Source organism: Mesorhizobium sp. LSHC420B00 (genome assembly GCF_000503055.1).
GTDB lineage: Bacteria > Pseudomonadota > Alphaproteobacteria > Rhizobiales > Rhizobiaceae > Mesorhizobium.
The window spans coordinates 1-22,556 of record NZ_AYVY01000025.1 but is presented as its reverse complement, the minus strand read 5'-3'; the positions used below and the strand labels follow the sequence as shown (position 1 = coordinate 22,556).

21 protein-coding genes are annotated in these 22,556 nt (G+C 57.7%); 8 read left to right on the top strand and 13 right to left on the bottom strand.

Annotation, left to right across the window (positions count from 1 at the left end; translation table 11 throughout):
- Positions 1-62: 62 nt before the first annotated feature.
- The 10 genes from X760_RS66190 to X760_RS66145 form a co-directional block, all read right to left on the bottom strand.
- On the bottom strand, positions 63-1,436 hold the full coding sequence (locus tag X760_RS66190; protein WP_023721516.1) for an FAD-binding oxidoreductase: 1,374 nt from the start codon (positions 1,434-1,436) through the stop codon (positions 63-65).
- The gene (locus X760_RS66185; protein ID WP_023721515.1) at positions 1,433-3,079 is read right to left on the bottom strand and encodes a 5-guanidino-2-oxopentanoate decarboxylase; all 1,647 of its coding nucleotides are present in this window, start codon (positions 3,077-3,079) and stop codon (positions 1,433-1,435) included. The genes X760_RS66190 and X760_RS66185 overlap by 4 nt, the downstream gene beginning before the upstream one ends.
- Position 3,080: 1 nt before the next feature.
- Positions 3,081-4,277, bottom strand: coding sequence for a M20/M25/M40 family metallo-hydrolase (locus X760_RS66180; RefSeq protein ID WP_023721514.1), 1,197 nt, complete (start codon positions 4,275-4,277; stop codon positions 3,081-3,083).
- Positions 4,278-4,390: 113 nt separating this feature from the next.
- Positions 4,391-5,065: a GntR family transcriptional regulator gene (locus tag X760_RS66175; RefSeq protein ID WP_023721513.1), complete on the bottom strand. Its 675-nt coding sequence runs from the start codon at positions 5,063-5,065 to the stop codon at positions 4,391-4,393.
- 134 nt (positions 5,066-5,199) lie between these two features.
- On the bottom strand, positions 5,200-6,480 hold the full coding sequence (locus X760_RS66170; protein ID WP_245278692.1) for an aspartate aminotransferase family protein: 1,281 nt from the start codon (positions 6,478-6,480) through the stop codon (positions 5,200-5,202).
- Between the two features lie 30 nt (positions 6,481-6,510).
- Entirely contained in the window at positions 6,511-6,885 is a 375-nt protein-coding gene (locus X760_RS66165) for a nuclear transport factor 2 family protein (RefSeq protein ID WP_023721511.1), read from the bottom strand.
- 35 nt (positions 6,886-6,920) lie between these two features.
- Positions 6,921-7,883, bottom strand: coding sequence for an agmatinase (locus X760_RS66160; protein ID WP_023721510.1), 963 nt, complete (start codon positions 7,881-7,883; stop codon positions 6,921-6,923).
- 59 nt (positions 7,884-7,942) lie between these two features.
- Complete coding sequence (locus tag X760_RS66155) at positions 7,943-8,668, bottom strand: ABC transporter ATP-binding protein (RefSeq protein WP_245278691.1); 726 nt, start codon at positions 8,666-8,668, stop codon at positions 7,943-7,945.
- 38 nt (positions 8,669-8,706) lie between these two features.
- Positions 8,707-9,549, bottom strand: a complete 843-nt coding sequence (locus X760_RS66150; RefSeq protein WP_031194691.1) for an ABC transporter permease — start codon at positions 9,547-9,549, stop codon at positions 8,707-8,709.
- A 99-nt stretch (positions 9,550-9,648) separates the two neighbouring features.
- The gene (locus X760_RS66145; RefSeq protein WP_023721507.1) at positions 9,649-10,620 is read right to left on the bottom strand and encodes an ABC transporter substrate-binding protein; all 972 of its coding nucleotides are present in this window, start codon (positions 10,618-10,620) and stop codon (positions 9,649-9,651) included.
- Between the two features lie 184 nt (positions 10,621-10,804).
- Between X760_RS66145 and X760_RS66140 the strand changes: the two genes are divergently transcribed.
- Positions 10,805-11,725, top strand: coding sequence for a LysR family transcriptional regulator (locus X760_RS66140; protein ID WP_023721506.1), 921 nt, complete (start codon positions 10,805-10,807; stop codon positions 11,723-11,725).
- Between the two features lie 18 nt (positions 11,726-11,743).
- Here X760_RS66140 and argE read toward each other — a convergent pair whose 3' ends face one another.
- The gene (gene argE, locus X760_RS66135; protein ID WP_023721505.1) at positions 11,744-12,901 is read right to left on the bottom strand and encodes an acetylornithine deacetylase; all 1,158 of its coding nucleotides are present in this window, start codon (positions 12,899-12,901) and stop codon (positions 11,744-11,746) included.
- Positions 12,902-13,240: 339 nt separating this feature from the next.
- On the opposite strand from argE, the gene X760_RS66130 reads away from it, so the two are divergent.
- From X760_RS66130 to X760_RS66115, 4 genes are all read left to right on the top strand, one after another.
- Positions 13,241-13,924, top strand: a complete 684-nt coding sequence (locus X760_RS66130; RefSeq protein ID WP_036245533.1) for an ABC transporter permease subunit — start codon at positions 13,241-13,243, stop codon at positions 13,922-13,924.
- Positions 13,921-14,607 carry an ABC transporter permease subunit gene (locus tag X760_RS66125; protein ID WP_023721503.1) on the top strand — a complete coding sequence of 229 codons (687 nt, stop codon included), beginning with the start codon at positions 13,921-13,923 and terminating at the stop codon, positions 14,605-14,607. The genes X760_RS66130 and X760_RS66125 overlap by 4 nt, the downstream gene beginning before the upstream one ends.
- 90 nt (positions 14,608-14,697) lie before the next feature.
- Positions 14,698-15,462: a transporter substrate-binding domain-containing protein gene (locus X760_RS66120; RefSeq protein ID WP_198030538.1), complete on the top strand. Its 765-nt coding sequence runs from the start codon at positions 14,698-14,700 to the stop codon at positions 15,460-15,462.
- A 17-nt stretch (positions 15,463-15,479) separates the two neighbouring features.
- Positions 15,480-16,238 carry an amino acid ABC transporter ATP-binding protein gene (locus X760_RS66115; RefSeq protein ID WP_031194687.1) on the top strand — a complete coding sequence of 253 codons (759 nt, stop codon included), beginning with the start codon at positions 15,480-15,482 and terminating at the stop codon, positions 16,236-16,238.
- A 157-nt stretch (positions 16,239-16,395) separates the two neighbouring features.
- On the opposite strand, the gene X760_RS76610 is transcribed toward X760_RS66115, so the two are convergent.
- Complete coding sequence (locus X760_RS76610) at positions 16,396-16,536, bottom strand: hypothetical protein (RefSeq protein WP_023721500.1); 141 nt, start codon at positions 16,534-16,536, stop codon at positions 16,396-16,398.
- A 129-nt stretch (positions 16,537-16,665) separates the two neighbouring features.
- On the opposite strand from X760_RS76610, the gene X760_RS66110 reads away from it, so the two are divergent.
- From X760_RS66110 to X760_RS66100, 3 genes are all read left to right on the top strand, one after another.
- On the top strand, positions 16,666-18,141 hold the full coding sequence (locus X760_RS66110; protein ID WP_023721499.1) for an NAD-dependent succinate-semialdehyde dehydrogenase: 1,476 nt from the start codon (positions 16,666-16,668) through the stop codon (positions 18,139-18,141).
- 382 nt (positions 18,142-18,523) lie between these two features.
- On the top strand, positions 18,524-20,038 hold the full coding sequence (locus X760_RS66105; RefSeq protein ID WP_023721498.1) for an aldehyde dehydrogenase family protein: 1,515 nt from the start codon (positions 18,524-18,526) through the stop codon (positions 20,036-20,038).
- A gap of 42 nt (positions 20,039-20,080) precedes the next feature.
- Positions 20,081-21,295, top strand: coding sequence for an aminotransferase class I/II-fold pyridoxal phosphate-dependent enzyme (locus tag X760_RS66100; RefSeq protein ID WP_023721497.1), 1,215 nt, complete (start codon positions 20,081-20,083; stop codon positions 21,293-21,295).
- A gap of 492 nt (positions 21,296-21,787) precedes the next feature.
- On the opposite strand, the gene X760_RS77350 is transcribed toward X760_RS66100, so the two are convergent.
- Positions 21,788-22,556: alpha/beta hydrolase (locus X760_RS77350; protein WP_023721496.1), on the bottom strand; the 769-nt coding region annotated here is incomplete at its 5' end.

Genomic DNA, 22,556 nt, shown 5'->3' with positions numbered 1-22,556 from the left:
CTCTCGGCTAGATTGGGCGGTGAATTCACGATCAACCGCTTCGTCACGATTCGCTGTGGGATTCAGGATGCCCGCGCACCAAGAGATTTGGGTTCGTACGATATATGCTGATTTAGAATTCCTGCAGGATCGAGAGCAGCGCGGATGCGGTTCATCGCAGCGATTTCAGCGGTTGACCGGGACCGCCAAAGATGCGCGGCCTTCTCTCGGCCGATCCCATGTTCGGCAGAAATCGAGGACGGTTCGTAGGACGCCAAGGGGTCATAGACGCATTCCTCGATAACGCGTCTCGCGTCGGACGAATGCCCGTCGTGTCCGATCATGAAATGAATATTGCCGTCAGCGAGATGCCCGAAATAGTAGGCAATGGCGTTTGATACCCGGGCTTTGAGGCGCGCTTCTACGTCTGCGATGTAAGCTGCATAGTCATGTGGTCGCATGCTGACGTCAAAGGAAAGCACATGTTTATGGGCTCGCTCGATGACATCGGACCCATCACGAATGGACCAGAGACGGCTCTCCTGGACGGGTGTCGTTGCCAGTGCGGTATCGACAATGTCGTCGATGCTCTCCAAGGCGCCGATCAAACTGTCGACTGCCTGTTCGCCATTATCCACGCCTTCGACCTGCGCGAGCAAATAGATGGGATGGCCCCGTGGAAGTGGGGGCGTTTCTGCCGACAGTGCGGTGCTCACTTTCTCGAAATAGCGACTCCACATGATTTCCAAGGCCAACAGGGAATTGCCGCAGGCACGCTCCATTGCCTCCATCACCACGAGGGCGCTGTTCAGGTGGTTGAGTGCCACCAGAACACTGGCCGTGCCGGCCGGGCGTCGGCTGAGCTTCAGCAACGCTTTGGTCACAATACCCAGCGTTCCCTCGGAGCCGATGAATATCTGGTTCAGGTCGTAACCCGCGTTGTTCTTAGGTAAACCCCTCAGATCGGTAAGGATTGACCCATCGGAAAGGACCACCTCAAGCCCGACAACGTTGGATCGTGTCATACCGAAGCGGATGACGGAATTCCCGCCCGCGTTCGTGGCGATGTTTCCACCGATCGTGCAACTACCCCGAGCGCCGAGATCGACACCATACCGTAGATCGTGGTCCGCGGCGAAACTATGAACCGCCTCCAACTTCGTTCCCGCCCCTACCACAAGAAGGCGCGAGCTCGGGTCGAAGCTCTCGATCTTATTTAGCCTCTCGGTGGAAATTCCAAAGTAGTGCGATGGGGTGTGGGTACCATGCACGAGCCCGGTGAGCCCCCCAAGCGTAACCACGGGAGCGTGTTGCGCATGAAAGAGCTTCAGGCACTCAGCCACTGCCTCGGTGGTCCCGGGTCTGACGACGAGCGCCGGGCCATCTGGAGGCCCGGCAATGACATTCGACCCGCCCACGACCTGCCGCAGGCTAGCCAAAAGAATCTCGGTGTTCATAAGTCGCCCGCGCCTGAAAACATTGCAGCGTCGCTGTCTATCTGGAGCAGAGTCGGCCTGTTTCGTTTGAAAGCTTCCTTGAGCTCACGAGTGAGTTGTTCGGGCGACTCAATCTCAATGGCTTTGCAGCCGAATCCCATCGCAATCATCTTGAAGTCGGGCGTGTAGAGGTCCACGCCCACCGTAGGAATGTCCGCCCCGATCATGGCATCTCGTATTTCGCCATATGCCCGGTTGTTCCAGAGAACGATCGGAAGGCTGATGTCATTTTCAACAGCCGAGGCGAGTTCCTCGATAGTGTAGAGGAAGCTGCCGTCGCCGACGATCGCGACCACCTGACGATCCGGGCAGCCAATCTTTGCTCCAATGGCGGCGGGGAGGGCGCTTCCGAGCGTGCCGTACCCATTCGGGAACAGCCATGTGCCAGGCTCTTTCGAGGGGAAGAAATGATTCCCCGTGTATGCAAGTTGGGTAGAGTCGGCGCAGATAACAGCACTTGGATCAAGCGCCGCCGCCATGGCACAGAGAATCCGCTTGTGCTTGTGGGACTCCGCGGACCAGCCGGCGTCTCTCTCCACTGCTGCCCTAATGTCTGCGACCCGTCGCTGAGCGATTTCTCTTTGATCCGCGCCGCCGTTGCCGCATTCTTCGATTATCGCCTGGAGCGCAACCTTGGCGTCGGAGAGCATAGCGACGCGTGGGAGATAGTTCATGGTCAACTGCCGTGGATCGATGTCGATCCTGATTAACGCGCCATTTATCCGATAGCTCTTGCAGGTGTAGAGCAGATCCGTCTCACTGAGTTCCGTTCCAACTGCCAGCACCACGTCGGCATCCTCGATCGCGTGATGCATTGGTGGGAAAGGAAGGCTTGAGCCGAGGGACAGGGGATGCGTCTCCGGCAGGATTCCCTTGCCGGTATTCGTAGTCACCACGGGAATGCCGAGTTGCTCCGCCAGCGCCTGAGCTTCTCGGCTTGCGCTACGAGCTCCTCCGCCGACGATCATGATGGGGCGCTTGGCGCCCACCAGCATCGACGAGACTCTGCTGACCACATCCGGGTGAGGCCCGGGCCTATATAGTTGCAGTGCTTCCTCGCCCGGCACCGAGACCTTCGAACTGAGAAGGTCTCGTGGAACTTCGATCAAGGCCGGCCGCGGACGCGACACCTCCATTGACGACATGGCCCGGTGGAATACCTCCTCAATGTTTGAAGGCTCAAGCAAGCTATGAGTGAAAGCAGCAATCTGGTCCTGGACAGCGGACTGCGACTTGGTCTCGTGTAGGGCGCCGCGGCCCACACCGATCTCTCCGCGCAAGTTGTTCGCGGCGATCACGAACACCGGAATTGAGTCCGAATACGCTTCGGCAATACCTGTGGCAGCATTGAGCACACCGGGACCGGTTATGAGCATGCATGCTGCCGGCCGGCCGGTCGCGAAGGCGTAGCCGTACGCCATGAACGCGCCACCCTGCTCATGCCGAGGCGTGACGTGCCTGATCCGCCGTTCGGGAAGAGACTTATAGAAGTCGACGGTGTGAACCCCGGGAATGGAGAAAATCGTGTCGATCCCATAGGATTCCATGAGACGAAGGATGGCATCGGCCACTGTGGTCTCGATGATTTGCTTTTCGGCACCCATTTCAGGCCTCCCAGCCTTTGGTCAGAGCCATCACGGCCCTGGCAATCTTGCGCGTGGAATTAATCAGGTCTGCCGTGCCGATGTGTTCCTCGGGTGTGTGCGCCCATTTCTCGTCACCCGGGCCAAGGCCGATCGTGGGGATGCCGGCCGCGTTCATGAACGTGCCGTTCACCCCGAAGCGCCAGGCGGAGACGGCCGGAGCGCTGTCGTCGACGTCGAGCGCCGCAACTATGGCTGCCTTCGCCACCAGGCTGGTTTGTGGGGTGAACATCAACGGGTAATGGTTGATGACTTCCGCGCTCCACTGGACCCCCTCGGTTTCTCCGTATGCAGACTTCAGGATTTGACGCATTTGCGACAGGCAGCTCTCTTCATCCTCGCCGCGAATATAGCGACGGTCGACCCTCATCTTCACGAGGTCCGGTACGACAGCGGTTCCATTGTCCGGGAAGGAGTGCATGCCGGTCACGACGATCGTGGCAGGGCCAAGAAGGTCGTCTTCGGGCAGCGTAGACGCGTATTGCTCCAACGCACCGATGAACGCAGTTGAAAGATAGATCGCGTTGACGCCGTTCGACGGCTCCGACGCATGGGAGGTTCGCCCATGGAAGCAGACCTCGAACTCCAGCTTGCCGCGGTGACCGAGATAGACTTGCCCTCTCGTCGATTCCACGGAGATTCCATAGTCTGCGCGAATTCCTCCTTCGATAACCGACTTCACGCCCTTGGGAGAGTCGGTCTCTTCCTCAACGTCGGCGACTACGATCACATCGCCGCCCGGCTTCAAGCCGCTGCGCTTCAGGGCACCGACCGCATAGACCGCCGAGATGACGTTGCACTTCATGTCACACGATCCACGGCCGAAAATGGCCTGACCGCTTTCACCCCAGCGAGAGGCTTCCACGAGTTCGCCGGAGAACGGATTCTGCATAGCGCCAATGGGGACGTGATCGATGTGGCCGTTGATCATCACGGATGGCCCGGTCCCGTCACCGAAAACCGTCCCGATAACATTTCCGTTCGCATCGATTTTCACGTCGTCAAAGGAAAGCTCGATCATCTTTTCGGCGACGAACTTCGCGACATTCGCCTCCTGGCCGGTGAGGCTCTCGATCCGTACCACCCCTTGGCAAGCCGCGATAAGCGCAGCAGCGTCGATCGCTTCGTCAATGGCCGCACCAAGTGAATTTCTGAGCATGATGAAGTACTCTTCTGTCTACTGTCGACATTATCGACCTTAGGAACGGCCTCATGTCGGATTAAGGAGAAAATTCGTGCTGAGCTCGTGATGCTGCCGTCCGGCCGCGTGGACTATTTCGTGGAAGCAAAGGCGTCCAGTGAAGTCATTATGTGCTCAGCGAGCGCCGCGGCCGCCTTGTCTGGATCGCCGCTTTCTATCGCCTGCACGAGAGGCTCATGCTCCTGTGCCACGTCCATGAGGTTCTTGTAACCGGCATTGTCGATCGTAAGCGCGAGGCGAAGATGGTCGAACAGAAGTCCGGCGACCTTTTCGATGTACGGGTTCTTGGCCATCCGCCAGAGAGCTTCGTGGAATTCGAGTTCTGCGTCGACTAAGCCAGGCAAATCGCCATTCTTCGCAAAACTCGACATCGTTTTGATGAGCTTGCGCAGCTTCTTGACGTCTTCGGAAGTATGGCGCTCGGCCACCGCCCTGATCGCTAACGCCTCGATGGCATTCCTCACGACATACAATTCGCGAATTTTCTCTGCACTCATCTGGATAACCGAGGTCCCGTAATGGGTGCGGCTCTCAAGAAGCCCGGCTTCGGTCAAGCGGTTGACGGCTTCGCGGATTGGCGCGCGGCTGATGCCGAGAGATTTGGCGATGCTCGCTTCGACAATGCGCTCCCCCTGGGCGATCTGTCCTGAAAGAAGTTTGGCGCGGAGGTCGAAGTACACCTGATCAGCAACCGAATTACGCTGGATCACCGAGCCGTTGGTTTCATCTTGTTTCACGACACCCATGGCGGGCCTTTCTTCATGTTGGTGCAGCCTACCGAATTCGGTCCAGCATCAGCACAGGCAACTTAGCGGAACTTGCGAAAAAAGAATACGAAACCGAGCAACGGTACCGGCTTTTGGCCGGGGAGCCCGGCGGATTACGCGGCAGGTTTCATAGATTTGCGCAGCAACGAGGCAGCGCGGTCGAGAGCATTAACGATGTTATCGGCCTCGAGTTCGGTAAGCACCAGCGGCGGAAAGAACTTCAGACCGGGTGGGTCGATTTCCGCGACGCTGTGGCATAAAACGCCATCGGCGAGAATCTCCCTGTAGAGTTCACGCCCCACATCCCGGTTGGCAACTTGAACCGAGACGGCGAGCCCGAAGGATGTAACGCTCCTGAGGACATCAGAATGTTTCGAGCAGAGCGCTTGGAAGGCGTTGTGGAGGTACGCTCCAACTTTGCGGACGTTCTCCAACAAAGCTGGACTTGAGGCGACGTCAAGCACCTTCGCCGCGACAACACAGCTGATCTCGTTGCCGCCGAGGCTGGAGATATAGGCGAACCGATGCTGATTCATGCACTGCTCGTAGATCTCCGCCCGCATCAATACGGCACTCGCTGGGTACAGGCCGCCCGACAAGCCCTTCCCGGTGATCATCATGTCCGGATCGATGTCATACTGCTCCGAAGCCCACAGTGTCCCCGATCGACCCAAACCTGCGCGTGTTTCGTCCACGATGAACAACACTCCGCGCTCTTTACAAAGGCGGGACGCCTGGGTGAAGAAGTCGTTGGAAGCCGCCTCGAAGGTCTCGTAGTCCATCGGCTCGATGATGAAGGCCGCGATCTCGGAGGTAAGAAGCCGGTCGAGTTCCTCGATATCGCCGAACCGCTCGAGGAAGTTCGAGTGCGAGGGAAGATTATAGTGGTCAATGATCCCTTCTTCGGGCGAGCCGGTGACGATAGCCGCGAATCCTGTATGGCCGTGATATCCATGTCTGTAGGCAAGCATCTTCTGGCGCTTGGTCACGCGGAACGCGAACATTGTGGCCAGATCGACCGAAAGAGTGGAGCAAAGAGTAATCACGCTCCGATTCAGATGGGCCTTGGGCGCGAGCGCTGCAAGCTTGTCCTGGAGTTCCAGATATTTGGCATTGGGTACAGACCAAAGCCCGGTGTCCCGGCCGTCGTCGAGTGCCTGCCGCAGCGCGGCCAGGATCTCCGGATGGCGATGCCCCAACGCGTGCACGCCGCCGCCGGTGCCGCAGTCGATCAGACGCCGCTTGCCCTCGATGTCCCACATGTAAACGCCTTCGCGTTTGCCGATGACGAACTCGGCGCCCTTCGCCTTCTGCCGCTCAGCATTTGACCGCCAGGATCGCTCGATGAAGGCGTCGAAAATTTCGGCACTTGTATGAAGTTCCTTGTCGTCCACGGATATCATTTTACTCTTCCATTCTCGCAGTCACCGCGCATCCAAAGTGAAGTGCCAAACCTTCGAGACGATCTTCCATCCGTCGGTGGTTTTGACGCAGGTCAGTTCGTCCACGAAGTTCTTCGGAATGAAAATCTCCTTGACCCGAAGATGGGCTGTCGTGGGACTGGCGATCTCGATCTCAACGACCTCATCTCTCCTCGGATCGTTGCGGGAAGCCGGTGAAACACGGCCCCGCACGATCTCGAGGTACTTGTCGACGCCCATGATTACGGGCTCCGCTTCAGTGAAGCAGTAGAGCATCGCCGCGGGATGAAACACCTCAGCGAAGAGATCCGCCTTCCCGAAATACAGCGCGTCGAAGTACTTGGTTGCGAGTTCGCGCAACGCGGCTTGGCCTGACATGATGTCCTCCCTTACGTTTCTTCTGTTCGGGCCGATCAAGCCTGTTTCGTCGTGCGGTTCTGGTGGGCTACCGCCGCCAGGCACGTGAGCTCGAACATCAGGTTCGCGGCGTTGATGCAGGTGATCCCGGTCGGATCGAGCGACGGCACGACTTCGCAAATGTCACCGCCGATCAAATCGATGCCATTGAGCGACCGCAGGATCATTTGGGCGTCCCGCATCATGATGCCGCCTGGCTCCGGGACACCCGTGCCGGGTGCGTCCTTCGGGTCAAGACCGTCGATGTCGATCGAAAAGTAAGTCCGGCCGGCGCCGATTACGCGTTTGATCTCCTCGATGACCGCTGCGCGGCCCATCGTCTCGTACTCGTCCATCGTGATCATTCGGATGCCGACCTGACCACCATAGACAATGTCGTCGTCGCCGTAGCGGGTGCCTCGCAGACCGATCTGGACGATCCGCTTGGGATCGAGAAGGCCTTCTTCCACCGCACGACGGACGAAGGTGGCGTGGTTGTACTTCGTGCCCATGAACTCGTCGAAGGTATCGGAATGCGAGTCGATCTGGATCAGGCCGACCGGACCGTCCTTCGCGATCGCCCTGAGAATTGGAAGCGGGACCGTGTGGTCCCCGCCCACAGAAATCGGAACGGCACCAGCTGCGTGGACACGCTGGAAGAACTGTTCGATACGCTCGACGCTTTTCTCGACGCTGAGTGGGTGGGTTGGCGCGTCGCCGATATCGGCGATATTCGCGATGCGGTATGGAGCGACTGCAGTGGTCGGATTGACCTGGCGGATCAAGCGAGAGGCCTCGCGAACCCCCGCCGGTCCCTGTCGTGCACCGGATCGGTACGTCGCGCCCAGATCCAGGGGGACGCCGACCAGAGCGATGTCGACGGAGGGCGAAATCTCGGACCGGGCAGCGCGCATGAACGTTGCGATCTCGGCGTATCGCGGGGTTACGGATGAATCAACGGGATCGAATTCGTTCGACATTTCATTCCTTTCTTGTCGGCTATTACGGTGTAGCGGCTGTAGATTCCCAACAGGCCGCTTCAATGCCTCAACAGGTGGAGCATGTGTTTGCGGTAGCGGGTGAATTCCTCGCTCGCCACGACGTCGGCGACGCGCGGCCTCGGCAGTTCGATCCTGAAGTCTTCGATGATCCTGCCGGGGCGTGCGCTCATGACCAGGACGCGATCCGCGAGATAGACGGCTTCCTCGATGTCATGGGTCACGAAGATCACGGTGGTCCGCTTGCGAGACCAGATGTCGAGCAGCAGTTCCTGCATCCGAGAGCGCGTCTGCGCGTCGAGCGCGCCGAAAGGCTCATCCATCAACAGAACGCTAGGCTCCATCGCTAGGGCGCGGGCGATCGCCACCCGTTGCTTCATGCCGCCCGACAGGACTTTCGGAAACTGGTCGGCGTATTCCTTCAGGCCCACGATCTCAATGAGTTCATTGGCGATTTCGGAGACCTTGACCTTCGGCCAGCGGTTCAATTTCGGGCCGAACTCGATGTTCTGCCGCACGGTATGCCATGGATAGAGCGAATAGTTCTGGAAGACCATTCCGCGATCAGGGCCCGGTTGGGAAACGGAACGTCCGTCGACCTTGATTAACCCGGTCGAAGCTTCCACCAGCCCCCCCACAACATTGAGCAAAGTGGATTTTCCGCAACCGGACGGCCCGAGAAGGCAGACGAACTCACCTTGCTCGATTTCCAGATTGGTATTCGTCAGCGCTATCTGCGGAGCTTCCCGATGCCGGGCGAATTCCACGCTGACGTTGTCGACAAGAACGCGTGTCATGGTGGTCCTCAGTACATGTAGGGAAAAAACTTGCGGTGCGCATAGCGGAATGCGAGGTCGGTCAAGACGCCCAGGATGCCGACGGCCACAATGCCGGCGATGACCTGATCCGTCAGAAGAAAGCGCTGGGATTGCAGGATGGCGATCCCCATCCCCTTGTCCGCTCCGACGAGTTCCGCGACGATGACATAGGTCCAGGCGATGCCCGCCGTAATGCGGAGCGCGTCCACGATTGCTGGAACGCAGGCGGGCAGCAGAACCTTGAAAAACACCTGTCGTGAGCTCGCGCCAAGCGAGTAGGCACTATTCATCAGGTCGCTGGAAACACCTTCCGAAATGCTCGCGATAAACAGGGCGAGCGGGAAGAACGTGCCCATGAAGACGATCGAGATTTTCTGCGATTCGTTGATCCCGAGCCAGATGATCATCAGCGGCACGAAGGCCGTTGCAGGCAAATAGCGCGCGGTGCTGAGCAACGGCTCGAGAAGGGAACGGAAGAACGGGAAATTCCCGATGAGGATGCCGATCGGCACGGCCACTACCGCCGCGACAAAAAATCCGCCGAATACACGGTAAGAGCTCGCCCAGACATCCTCCAAATAGCCACCGCTTACGACCATGTTGGCCAGACGACTGGCGACTGCGATGGGGCTGGGAAGGAAGAAGGGTTGAATCCAACCGGCCTCGGTGACAAGCAACCACAGCAGAAAAAAGCCCAGTACGCCGACGACGGAAATCGTCATCCGCTCGCTAGCAGGCAGGTTAGCCCTGGGTCTCAAATATGTCTGGACCTTGATCAGGAAGCGTGGGCGTCTCTGCGAGACGCCCGCCGTTTTGAGTTCGCTGTTCATTGGAAGCACTTTGAAAGTNGGCGTCTCTGCGAGACGCCCGCCGTTTTGAGTTCGCTGTTCATTGGAAGCACTTTGAAAGTCCGCATCGTCCCTCCAAGCTCACTTTGCCAGTTCGCCGGCGACACCGACGACCTTTGCCGCGTCCGGCGTCGAGCGCAGCACGCCGATTTTCTGATAGAACTCACCGGCCTGCGACACGAGTGCAAAGGCCGGGCTGCGATCACCGGAGAAGAACGCCGCGTTGTCCTGTTTGCTGAAGAAGCGAACGTCCTTCAGCGTGCCCTCGAGTGTCTCGGTGCTCATCTTCAGATTACGAGCGATGATCTCATGCCCTTCCGCCGGGTTCTTTCCCATGAAAGCAATGCCTTCGAAGTAGGCATCGACGAAAGCCTTCATCTCCGTCTTGTGCTCGTTGGCATAATCTGACTTCGCAGCGAGCGCGTCGACGATTAGACCGGGCATCGAGCTGGTGTCGGCCAGAATCTTGCCGAAGTCGGTGGCAGCGGCCTTGGAAAGCCACGGCTGCCATGTCACGGCTGCATCGACGCTCCCGGCGACGAAGGCTGCGCCGGCGTCACCCGACTTCATGTCGATGGTATGGACGTCTTCGAGCGACAATCCGGCCTTGTTAAGCGCCTGCGCGAGAAGGAACTGCGAGACCGAGCCTTTCTGGACACCGACTGATTTGCCCTTCAGGTCGGCGACAGTAGCTATCTCTTTCTTCGCGACGATTCCGTCGCCGCCGGCCGACTCGTCGAGCGCGGTCAGAACTTCCAGGTCAGCTCCATTTCCGGTAAACAGTGCGAAGTTGTCCATCGTCGAGGCGACGACGTTGATCTGACCGCCCTGCATTGCGGCGATGGCGTCTGATGATGCCTCGATGATCTGCAGGTTTACATCCAGTCCTGCCTTTTCGAAGAATCCCTTTTCCTTGGCGATGTAGAGCGCGCCGTAACCGATCCAGGTCGAGTGCGCGACCGAGATTTTTTCCGCCGCATCAGCGACGTTCCAGGCTGAAGAAATGCTGATAGCGATTGTGCCCGCGAGAGCGAGTTCTTTAAGCAGTTTCATTGACATTCCCCATTGTTATTTCTGGCGACTGTCCTCTGTCGACAATGTTTCGTCTCACATAAATCCGGCCTAGTCAATGCGAAATGGTCCTCTCGCGATAACTGTGATTTATGGGCTGTCACCACCCCATGAAGCCGTGCGGGATTTATCCTGAAACGGCGGAGGCACGGTCGAAAGGCGGAATATGCGTTTAGAAATCCCACCCCTGGACAAGGTCGACATCCGGCTCCTTCGGGTCTTCAAGGCGGTGACCGAATGCAATGGTTTCGCGGCCGCCGAGGAAACGCTCGGTCTGGGCCGATCAACGATCTCAATCCACATATCAGACTTGGAGACGCGCTTCGGCCTGAAGCTTTGTGTTCGCGGTCCTAGCGGGTTCTCGCTGACGCCACAGGGACAGGTTGTGTATGAGGCCACCCTGCGGCTCTTTAGCGAGATCAACAGTTTCAGAACGACGGTTGCCGGGTCCAAGGGGCAACTCATGGGCGAGCTGACGATATGGCAGATGGAGAACATTGCCAGCGATCCGCTGAACCCCCTGGTAGGCGCGCTTCGGCGATTTCGAGAGCGCTCGAATGGGGTTGAAATAACCATGAATGTGGTGCCGTCCAACGATGTGGAGCGGGCGGTCTATGATGGCCGTTGCGATCTTGGTCTTACCGGAAGCCGGAGCCCGCTGAATGGCTTGAAGTACGAGGAGGCCTATTCTGAAAAAATAGCGCTTTACTGTGGTTCGAAGCATCCGCTTTTCGGCCGTTCGGAAAATGCGCTCACCGATGATGACCTACGCGAGGTCGATTTCGTCCGGCGAGGATTTGTAACTCAGCAGCAGGAAATGGTTGAGACCAACTGGAACTCAACCGTCGTTTCGATGCACGTCGAAGCGACCCTCGAATTCATCATGACGGGTCTCCATATCGGCTATCTTCCGGATCAGTACGCTGCGGCATGGGTTGACCTAGGCATACTGCGAAAAATCAATCCGGAACGATTCAGTGTGAATTGGCCCGTGTACATCGTGTCTCGAGAGAGCAACGCTCCCTCCGTCCTCATCTCGACATTTCGAGATGATCTCCTCAGCGAGTCGCGACGCCTGGCAAGCTAGGAAACGAATTGAACCACGTCAGAAGAGGGTTTGGGCGATCAGCGCCAGCACTCTTTCTCCTTCTTGGAATTGCGTTTTGTCGATAGACTCGTCGACCTGATGAGCCTGCCATATGCTCCCCGGCCCAAAGACAACTGTAGGAAGCCCCGCCGCTTGGAAGAAGCCGGCCTCAGTCGCATATGACACGGCTTTCACGTTCGGCGAGGAGCTGAAGCGGCTTACGAGCTGTTCCGCGGCACTGGAGGCTTCTCTGACAAGTGGCGGAATATCGAAACGCTCGGTGATCTTGATCTCAGAACCGGGGGCTGTCGCGCGCAGCCCAGGAAGCACTACATCCCGTGCAAGGTTTGAAATCCGTTCAAAGATAGTTGCAGCCTGCCCCGGCTCCATTGTTCGGGCCTCCATCTGGAAGCTGCACCGTGCGGCAATAACATTTCCAGCGGTGCCTCCTTCGATGACTCCGACAGTCACAGTGGGATGCGGCACGTCGTAGAGCTCGGCATTTGGCGAGGGCTGTTTCTCGAACTCCCTGGCAATCTCCTCCACCTCGCAAACCAGGCGAGCGGCCGCATGAATAGCGTTCGCGCCCAAGTGCGGAAGACTTGAGTGGGCCGCTTTGCCGAGAACTTCGACCGTCCAATCGACCGCGCCCTTGTGCGCGCCCACGACTTGCATTTCCGTGGGTTCGCCGACGATGACGGCGAGGGGCTTCGGGACGGATTTCTCGATGTGGCGGACGATCGGTATTACACCTTCACAGGAAATCTCTTCGTCATAAGAAAACGCGAGGTGGAGCGGCTTCGTGAGCTCGGCAATGGGAATGGTCGCGGCAAGGGAGAGGGCAAGGGCGAGGAAACCCTTCATGTCCACCGCCCCACGCCCATAGAGGCGATGATCCGCCTGTCGCAACGCGAACGGGTCGGAAGTCCAGGGCTGGTTCCCCGCGGGAACCACGTCCATATGGCCCGACAGGACAATTCCGCCCGGAACCATTGGTCCCAACGTCATGAGCAGGCTGGTTCGGGTGCCATCGGCTGAGGGGAACCTTTGGATGGTCGCCCCCAGGGATTTGGCGAACGTTTCGACATAGTCCGCGATGTCGTGGTTGGATTGACCAGACAGGGACTTGAATCCCACCAGCTTGGACAGGATCTCGATAGCGTCTGTGGAGGGCATCCTTCATCCGACCTTTGGTTTCAGTGGCTGCGACGGCGACCCAGCCCGAAGGATGAAGCCGCCGTCGCCGTCCGCCGGCAAATGGGAGGATGCCTTTGGTCGCCGCGCCAACACTGTGCATTTCGCGGAGTATGAGAGGTGAGCCAGGCAAGCCGATATCTCCTTCAATACATCCAACCGCCGAAGACGAACGTTTCCCAGACTTGGGCTCCTAGTAGACGCCAATCGGACGGCACATGATGTCAAACTTTCAAACAAGGGTTTGAGAGGCCTCTTGTCGACAGTGGACAATAGGTTTGCCATGCTAGATCTCGGCGAGGTGTGAGATGAGGTTTCAGATTGGACTGGGCTGGACAGATCGCATCGGGGACGATTTTGACCGTTGGGCTGGCACTTGCGACGCTTCCGGTGGGGCTCTTGCTTGGATTGGTGCTGGCCTTGGCATCAAGGTCGGAAAGTCTTTTCCTGCGGATCGTTGCGGCGGTCTACTCAACAGTCTTCCGCGGCTTGCCGGAGCTTCTGACGCTGATCGTGATCTACTATGGAGCGCAGGAACTGCTCAATCAGTTCGCAGACGAAATAGGGATTGACGGCTTTGGCGAGATCAGCCCATTTGCAGCGGGCGTATTCTCCCTGGCTCTCGTTTTCGGGGCCTTCTCCGCGGAAGTCTTCCGGTCTGCGCTGAACTCCATTGCCAGCGGCCAGGCCGAGGCCGCGCAGGTGATTGGCCTTAATCGCTTTCAGACATTCAAGGATGTCATCGCACCGCAGATGCTGCGGGCGGCGATGCCTGGCCTGTCGAATACGTGGATTGTATTGTTGAAAGATACATCATTGGTCTCGATCATCGCGCTCAATGACCTCATGCGGACGACCAGCCTGGCGGTATCGAGCACCAAGCAACCCTTCGAGTTCTACGGGGCCGCCTGCATCATCTATCTTTTGTTGACCACGGTCTCCGAACGCACCGCAGGTGTACTCGACGCACGGCTCTCTCGCGGATATGCCAGGAGCGCGTCTTGAACCTGTTTCTGCCCGATTTTGCCCCTCAGCTTCTGGCCGGGTTTGCCGTCACCCTGCAGATCGTGGCCATGTCCGCCTTGCTGGGGTTCCTTGTGGCGATTCCGCTGACGATGGCGCTTCTCAGTGGTCGTGCATCCATCCGTCTCATAGCCAGTTCATACCTGCTCTTCTTCCGCGGTACGCCGCTGCTCGCGCAGCTTTTCCTGGTCTACTATGGAAGCGGCCAGTTCCGCGCAGCCCTGGAGGATGTCGGCCTCTGGTGGCTCTTCGCAGACCCTTTCTTCTGCACGATCTTGACGTTTTCACTGAACACCGCAGCCTATCAAGCCCAGATTTACCGCGGCGCCATAAACTTGGTAGCGCGCGGACAAACCGAAGTGGCACAGACCCTCGGTTTGTCCCGCTACAACACGTTTGTCGACATTTTGATTCCGCAAGCGATGGTCGTCGCGGTGAGACCGCTCGGCAATGAACTCGTCCTTCTTGTAAAGGCGAGCGCCGTCGCTTCCATCGTCGCCGTCTATGACCTGATGGGTTCCGCCAGATTGGTCTATGCGCGGAGCTTTGAACTAAGCCCATATCTTTGGGCGGGGCTTATCTACATCTGCTGCGTTGAGGTGCTCAGGTTGAGCTGGAATGTCCTCGACCGTCGGTTTCGGCGGCATCTGCCGAACAGCCATTGACAGATATCTCCGCAACGATAAATTGCCGACTGTCGACAATTAAAATTCGATCGACACCCCTTGGAGGAACCAATGAATTGGAAGCGTCTTATGACGGCAGCCGTCTTTGCGGCTGTCTGTTCAGTCAACTCGGCTTACGCACAGCAAGACCTGAAAATCGGAACGGAGGGTGCCTTTCCTCCCTTCAATTTTGTCGATGCGAACGGCCAGCCGCAAGGGTTCGAAGTCGATCTCGGTTATGCGATCTGCAAGGCGGCCAAGCTAACTTGCACATTTACCGCCATCGCGTTCGACGGTCTGATTCCTGCACTCAAGGCAAAGAAGGTCGATGCGATAATCGCCTCGATGAACATCACCGACGAACGCAAGAAGGTCATCTCGTTCGTCGGGCCCTATTACGTCGATCCGCCGCGCTTCATTGGCAAATCTGGATCGCCTGCCGATATTACCCCTGCGGGACTCAAGGGCAGAACCATCGGTGTGGCGTCGGGAACGATCAGCGAGAGCTACGTTCGCGACGTCGCCGGGACAACAGCGAAAATCACGAGCTATCCGAGCCTGGACAATGCCCTTCTTGACTTGTCGGCCGACCGCGTCGAACTCGTCCTCGACAACGCAATCGCCCTCTCCGAGGGATTTTTGAAGAAGCCTGAAGGAAAGGGGTTTGAGTTTATCGGGCCTGCGCTGTCGGACACGAAGCATTTCGGCATCGGGCCAGGCATTGGAATTCGCCAGAACGATAAGGCTACGGCATCTGCGCTCGCTTCAGGTCTGAAGGCGGTACAGGACTCCGGTGAGTTCAAAACATTGAGCCTGAAGTATTTCGGCATGGATATCTCTCCGAAGAACCCATGAGCATTCGGAGCAAGGACATGGATTTTGGCCGACACACAAACACTCCGGCGATCGATGTCGCCGGAGTGTCCAAGCGATTTGGCCTACACCCGGTTTTGACGGCAATCACCTTGCAGATGCCTGCCGGAAAACGGTTCGTCGTCTGCGGTCCGTCGGGATCGGGCAAGTCAACCCTTGTACGCTGCATCGTCGGTCTTGAGCGAAGATCCGAAGGCTCAATCAGGGTGGCCGGTCATGATCTCGATCCGGATTGTGCGAACGCAAGGCAACTCGCCGGCGACGTTGGAATGGTCTTCCAGCAATTCAATCTTTTCCCGCATCTTACCGTCATGGAAAACCTCATTCTGGCGCCGCGGCGCGTGAAGAAGATGACACGGGCTGCTGCGGAGGAAATTGCCATGGCGCAGCTGAGAAAGGTGCGCGTGGATCAACTGAAGGACAAGTATCCGTCTCAGTTATCGGGAGGTCAGCAGCAACGCGTGGCAATCGCCCGCGCTTTGACGATGCAGCCTGCCGTGATGCTCTTCGACGAGCCGACCTCGGCGCTCGACCCGGAACTGGTCAACGAAGTGCTCGACGTCATGCTGGGTCTTGCCGACGAAGGGATGTCGATGATGATCGTCACGCATGAGATGCGGTTTGCAAGGCAGATCGCAGACCAGATCGTCTTTATGGATATGGGGGAGATCGTCGACGTTACGCCGCCCGACTGCTTCTTCAACGCGTCCCAAAATTCCAGAGTGCGTTCTTTTGTAGAAGCCACGACAAGGGGATAGGTGTCATTCGCTATGCCTTCGTGGTTGGAAATACGAACGCAAATAGATGGAACTCATGACTGACCATGCTTCAGTCGTTGCCTGGCAGCCGGAGCTCCCCTACGATATTCCCAAGACGGCGGGTTTCGTCGCGCGTCAGCTTCGTTTTTGGCATCGATTAGATCTCAACTGGGATCTGTAGAAAGTGGAGACGTTGCGATCTGGCGGCGAAGCCGATCGACGGACCAAAAGCGATCGGGATCAGCCGGTGGAAACAGCCCGAGGTGTCGCCGAAGACGAGTGTCAGACCGGCGGCCATTTGTTGCGAATTTCGTCGCAGCGCTCAGCAGTCACTCTACCACGTCACAGTGCCGCCCTCGGCCGATGGAACGTGCGCGGCTACAGCCAGGGCCAGCTTGGTGAAACCACCGGAACTATGAGGAGTTACATGGCCAGATTCGACCTTGCATCCAACTTGAAAGACGGCACTCTCCTAGTCGACAAAGCGCTTGTGGGCGGGCGCTGGGTAGGAGCCAGCGAAGGATCCATCTTCGCCGTGACCGACCCCGCCACCGGCGAACACATCCTATCCGTCCCAGATCTCGGCGAACTGGAGCTCCAGGAAGCAATCGATGCTGCTCACAAAGCGCAGAAGAAGTGGGCGAAGCTGACTGGAAAGGAACGAGCATCATACCTTCGAAAGCTATATGACCTCGTCGTTCAAAATGTCGAAGACCTTGCGGTCGTTCTGACAGCAGAAATGGGCAAGCCCCTCCAAGAAGCCCGGACCGAAATTCTCTATGGGGCGTCCTACATTGAGTGGTTCGCCGAGGAAGCAAAACGGATTTACGGCGATGTCATTCCCGGCCATCAGGCTGACAAGCGCATTTTCGTGCTGAAGAGTCCGGTTGGTGTGGTTGGAGCAATTACGCCCTGGAACTTCCCGAGCGCGATGCTCGCCCGGAAACTTGCGCCCGCTTTGGCGGTGGGGTGTTCGATGGTCGCCAAGCCGGCCGCGCAGACACCATTGTCGGCGCTCGCCCTTGGAGTACTTGCGGAGAGAGCTGGCATCCCGGCGGGCGTGCTGAACGTCGTCACATCCACCAACGCAGCAATGGTTGGTTCGGCGCTCTGCGCAAGCGACAAAGTTCGAAAGATCTCGTTTACAGGCTCGACGAATGTCGGGCGAAGCCTCATGAGGCAGGGTGCAGACCAGATCAAGAAGCTCAGCCTTGAACTTGGCGGCAATGCGCCGTTCATCGTTTTCAACGACGCCGATATCGACGCGGCTGTGGAAGGGGCGATTGTTGCTAAATTCCGCAATGCTGGCCAGACCTGCGTCTGCGCAAATCGCATCTATGTGCAGTCGGGAGTCTACCAGGAGTTTGCGTCGAAACTCGCAAGCCGGGTGCGCAACCTGAAGGTTGGCAATGGCTTTGCAGAAGGGGCGCAAATCGGCCCTCTGATGGATGAAAATGCAGTCAAGAAGGTCAATGAACATTTGCAGGACGCGCTGTCGCACGGCGCACATATCACGACAGGCGGGACAAGTGGTGAACAAGGCAAGCAGTTTTTCTCGCCGACCGTACTGCTCGGTGTCACCTCCAAGATGAAGGTGGCTACGGAGGAAACCTTTGGTCCTCTTGCACCTCTATTCTCGTTCGAGACAGAGGAGGAGGTCGTGGCAATGGCGAACAAGACCGAGTTTGGTCTGGCCGGCTATTTTTACTCGCGCGATGTCGCTCGCATATTCCGCGTTGCCGACGATCTTGAAACTGGGATGGTGGGTATCAACACAGGTCTTATCTCGACCGAGGTCGCTCCATTTGGCGGCGTGAAGCAATCGGGGATGGGACGGGAAGGCTCGAAATACGGGGCCGACGACTACATCAACATCAAGTACATCTGCTTGAGCGTTTCGTAGCCGATGATCGAGACTCGCAAGCGCCGCGGAAATGGGTGCCGCCTGCTAGAAAATCTGTCTATCCGGCGCCCATCGCGCCAATGGCCAACGTTAAGGCTTGGACGTTCGCAATCATCAAACTTTGGTTTGGCGCAACATAGTTTCGAATTTCTTTCGGCGATCCTAAACAGGAGCGAGTGAACCATGGACTCTCCTGCGTAGCGACGCGGAGAAAGTCAGGCGTCCCGTAAACTCAAAGCTGAGAACGAGAAGAGGGGGTTTACGGAGATCGGCTTCCAGCCGACCTGCCAACCTTAGGATGATTCGACGTGCCGGATTTTTCAGGATCATCACCGGCAGGCGCTCTTCGACGCGTCACCGATGGAGGCAAAGAGAGCAAAGTATGAACCAGGACATTGGCAGCTACTTCAATCGATTCTCAGTCCCGGCCGAAGTCATTTCTTTCGTTTGTCGTCCGATAGGCCATTTCATCGACGGAAAGGAAGTTGATTCAGCTGCCGATTTCATCGATGTCATCGAACCGTTCACCCGTCAAAGACTGACAGGTCTGGCAAGCGGAAGTGTAGAAATTGTCGATCGCGCAGTGCGTTCGTCCCGCAAGGCCCTCATCGGTCATTGGGGCAGAATGCCGGCGCTGGAACGACAGAAGCTTATCCTGCGATTGGCTGATGCGATCGACGCCGAAGCAGATTTCCTGGCCCATCTGGAAACCATCGACGTTGGGAAAGCGATTTCCGACGCGAGGTCGATCGACGTTTTCGGCTCGATCGCAAATTTCGAGTATTTTGCAGGCTGGACGAGCAAGCTGGATGGCAGGACAGCAACCGCAGTCTCCCTGCCGGGCGAGACGCTAACCTACACCGTCAAGGAGCCGGTCGGGGTGGTCGCGGCAATCATCCCGTGGAATTTCCCACTGCAGATTCTCTCCTGGAAACTTGCGGCCGCGCTTGCTTGCGGATGCACGGTCGTCTGCAAACCGTCGGAGCTCACGCCTCTGTCGGCAATGAGGGTCGCCCAACTCGCGACCAAGGTTGGTTTTCCTGACGGCGTTATCAACGTCGTAAACGGTTTTGGCCATATCATCGGCCAGGCGTTGGCCACCCACCCGGGTATCGACAAGCTATCGTTTACTGGTTCGACAGCTGTGGGAACGGCGGTTGGGAAAACCGCGCTCGATACGATGAAGCGTCTGACGCTTGAGCTCGGAGGTAAATCGCCTGTTATCGTGACGAGCAAGGCGAACCTGGATAACGCAGCGAACGCTATTTTATCAGGAATATTCATGAATTCCGGCCAGGTCTGCGACGCGGGATCGCGCGTCTATGCCCATGCCTGCGTCCACGATGAATTGGTCGAGAAGTTGAAGGCTGGTGCAGAGAGTTTGACAATCGGTCCTGGTTTGGACCCGAATTCCAAGATCACGCCGCTCGTCTCGGCGGCGCATAGGGGCCGAGTCTTAGAGCATATCGAGAGCGCCCATTCGGAAGGCGCATCACTCGTCACAGGTGAAGGGCCGGGCGGAACCAGCCGCGAGGACGGCATTCTTCGTCCAACGATCTTCGATGAATGCTCCGATGGAATGCAAATTTTCCGCGAAGAAATCTTCGGCGCCGTTCTCGGTGTCGCACGATTTAGAAGCCTTGATGAGGCGGTGGAAAGGGCTAACGCGAGCATCTATGGCCTAGCTGCCGCTGTCTACTCCGACAATGTCGACGAAACAGTGCAGTTGTCCCGGCGCCTCAAAGCCGGGAACATCTACATCAATGCACACGGGCTCCTGGATCCGACCATGCCATTCGGTGGGGTAGGAGCTTCGGGCTTTGGCAAGGACATGGGACCGGAACAACTCGACGGATTCCTGACAACAAAAAGCATCTACCTTCAACTCGGAAAGTGATGCGCAACTATCTCACACAGCGCCCCCCGGGAGGAGGCAACGATGGAAACATTGCGGCGAATTAACACTGATCAGGAGCTGCCACGGTTTTCGGAGCACACCAGGGCCATCGCCAGTGATGGAGCGGCAGGCTGGGCGATCGCGGACGCGGCGGCGGATGCCGTAGATCGAGGCGAAGATGTCGTCAGCCTCTGCCTTGGTGATACCTCGTTCGACACGCCGACGAGGATATCTGAAGCTGCCATTCAAAGCATTCGAGGCGGTCGGACGCACTACGCTGCAGTTCCGGGCACGCCCGACCTTCGTCGCAACATTGCTGCCGCGCAAAAGCGGTTCGATGGCCATGAGTGGAGTGCAGAACAAGCCATTGTATTCGGTGGAGCACAAAATGCTCTTTTCGCCGCCCTGATGACCGTAGCCGGGGTTGGCGATGAGGTCCTCTGCCTCGAGCCTTGGTATGCCACATACGAAGCGGCAATACGCGCCGGCGGAGCAGTGGCCCGACCCGTCAAACTATCGCTGCAAAATGCACGACAGAAGATATCCGAGGATATTCTCGGTGCAGCGGTAGCAGATCGAACGCGGGCGATCTTGCTGAACTCCCCAAACAACCCCGGCGGCTATGTGTTCGGCAAGCAGGATCTGGAAACCGTTGCGACATTTGCTGAGCGACACAATCTGTGGATCATCAGCGATGAGGTTTACCGCAGCACAGTCTTCGACGGCGAGTTCCTCTCAATTGCGTCCATTCCTGGCATGAGGGACCGAACGATAATTGTGAACAGCCTGTCCAAGTCTCATGCAATGACTGGCTGGAGGCTAGGATGGACGCTTGGGCCGGTCTCCGCATCAGTTCATCTGGAAAATCTAGCGCAATGCATGCTTTTTGGATCGCCGACCTTTATTCAGGATGCCGCAGCGGTGGCCCTCGATGAGGCGGGTGACGAAGAGATGCGTTTCTTCTCAAGCGAACTGAAGCGCAGACGCGATCTGATGTGCACCAGGCTCTCCGAGATTCCCCATTTAAAATTCGCTAGGCCGGGTGGCGGCATGTTCTGTTTCATCGACGTTAGTGCAACCGGTTTGCCCGGCACGGAGTTTGCCGAGCGTCTGTACTCCACGGAACGACTGGCGATCGTGCCGGGCGTCGCGTTTGGACCGGACATGAAAAACTACATACGTATCTCCTTCTCGGGCGCCGACTCCGTGATTAAAAGCGGCATGGACCGGCTGAAACGATTTTGCGCGGGATTGTAGCAACAACGTTCGCGGGATCGGATTTGAGAGTATATCAAAATCCGGCGTGTCGAATTTGGTAACTGCTCGTGCGCGAGGCGCCCGCCCCTGGTACTGGTCAAGCGATCTGTCCCGCGCAAAAGGGGCAGGGGCTGAGTGCACAGATTGCGGCAACGGCCAACGGTACGATCCCGGAACTCGGGACATGTGATGGGTTCCTTTGGTTTGGGAATGGGACTGCTCGCTCGGCCCTTGCCCCTCGTCACGACGGTGCTAAGGGCTGCGGCGGCAGCCAACGTTTCGACCTAGGCACCTGGCGGGGTTGGATAGGCATCGGTCTAAGCAGCTAGCAACGGACGGTTCACTGCTGCCCACCGGATTTAATTGAAGAGCTTCTGGCCACGCATGCTCAACGCGAAATCCACAACGTGACCTAGGCCGTGAACTCATAAATGCGGAGGATGGCGGGAAGCCGACTGGCTCAGGAGAGGCCGCGGTGGATGCCGACATTAGCTATTCGTCGTGAAAGAATGCACCTAATTCGGCAGCCAGTGCCTCTGGCACCTCCTCCGCCATGTGGTGGTGGCAGTTGAGGCTGTTTCCTTGAACATTTGAAGACCATTCCCGCCAGATGGCGATGACGTCGCTATGCAACTCCTCCAGGCCATCGTAAGCTGACCATAGCACGAGCAGCGGACATTCCAATTTTCGGCCTGCGGCTCGGTCGTCCTCGTCATGTTGTCGGTCTATGCCTAACCCGGCCCTGTAATCCTCGATCATGCCGTGGACCGTCGCCGGATCGTGGATCGAGGCGAGAAAATCAGCGTAAGCCTCAGCGCCCATCTCCGCGGGATCACCGCCGTACCATGCATCTGGATTGGCAAGGATAGCTTGCTCCGGTTTTTCAGGCTGAGCGAAGAAGAACCAATGCCACCATGCCGATGCGAACCGAGCGTCACATCGTGCCAGCGCATCGCCGATCGGAATGGCTTCAAGGATTGCGAGGCGGCTGACGGATGCCGGATGATCCATCGCTGTCCGAAAAGCGGTGTATGCCCCACGGTCCTGACCCGCAAGTCCGAAGCGATCGAAGCCCAGATAGTACATAAGGGCTAAGCAATCGCGGGCATTGGACCTTTTAGACGAGCCCGAATGGTCAGGCATGTCAAAGGGCTTGGCCGAAACCGCGAAGATCAGGCAAATTACGGTGTATTCCTCAGCCAAAATCGGCGCCACGCGATGCCAAGTGGCATGGGTGCGAGGATGACCGTGCAGCATCAGA

Bases quoted from the DNA above. Each gene is read 5' to 3' on its own strand.
- X760_RS66190 (WP_023721516.1), bottom strand. From the start codon at position 1,436: ATGAACACCGAGATTCTTTTGGCTAGCCTGCGGCAGGTCGTGGGCGGG.
- X760_RS66185 (WP_023721515.1), bottom strand. From the start codon at position 3,079: ATGGGTGCCGAAAAGCAAATCATCGAGACCACAGTGGCCGATGCCATC.
- X760_RS66180 (WP_023721514.1), bottom strand. From the start codon at position 4,277: ATGCTCAGAAATTCACTTGGTGCGGCCATTGACGAAGCGATCGACGCT.
- X760_RS66175 (WP_023721513.1), bottom strand. From the start codon at position 5,065: ATGGGTGTCGTGAAACAAGATGAAACCAACGGCTCGGTGATCCAGCGT.
- X760_RS66165 (WP_023721511.1), bottom strand. From the start codon at position 6,885: ATGTCAGGCCAAGCCGCGTTGCGCGAACTCGCAACCAAGTACTTCGAC.
- X760_RS66160 (WP_023721510.1), bottom strand. From the start codon at position 7,883: ATGTCGAACGAATTCGATCCCGTTGATTCATCCGTAACCCCGCGATAC.
- X760_RS66150 (WP_031194691.1), bottom strand. From the start codon at position 9,549: ATGAACAGCGAACTCAAAACGGCGGGCGTCTCGCAGAGACGCCCACGC.
- X760_RS66145 (WP_023721507.1), bottom strand. From the start codon at position 10,620: ATGAAACTGCTTAAAGAACTCGCTCTCGCGGGCACAATCGCTATCAGC.
- X760_RS66140 (WP_023721506.1), top strand. From the start codon at position 10,805: ATGCGTTTAGAAATCCCACCCCTGGACAAGGTCGACATCCGGCTCCTT.
- argE (WP_023721505.1), bottom strand. From the start codon at position 12,901: ATGCCCTCCACAGACGCTATCGAGATCCTGTCCAAGCTGGTGGGATTC.
- X760_RS66120 (WP_198030538.1), top strand. From the start codon at position 14,698: ATGACGGCAGCCGTCTTTGCGGCTGTCTGTTCAGTCAACTCGGCTTAC.
- X760_RS66115 (WP_031194687.1), top strand. From the start codon at position 15,480: ATGGATTTTGGCCGACACACAAACACTCCGGCGATCGATGTCGCCGGA.
- X760_RS76610 (WP_023721500.1), bottom strand. From the start codon at position 16,536: ATGGCCGCCGGTCTGACACTCGTCTTCGGCGACACCTCGGGCTGTTTC.
- X760_RS66110 (WP_023721499.1), top strand. From the start codon at position 16,666: ATGGCCAGATTCGACCTTGCATCCAACTTGAAAGACGGCACTCTCCTA.
- X760_RS66105 (WP_023721498.1), top strand. From the start codon at position 18,524: ATGAACCAGGACATTGGCAGCTACTTCAATCGATTCTCAGTCCCGGCC.
- X760_RS66100 (WP_023721497.1), top strand. From the start codon at position 20,081: ATGGAAACATTGCGGCGAATTAACACTGATCAGGAGCTGCCACGGTTT.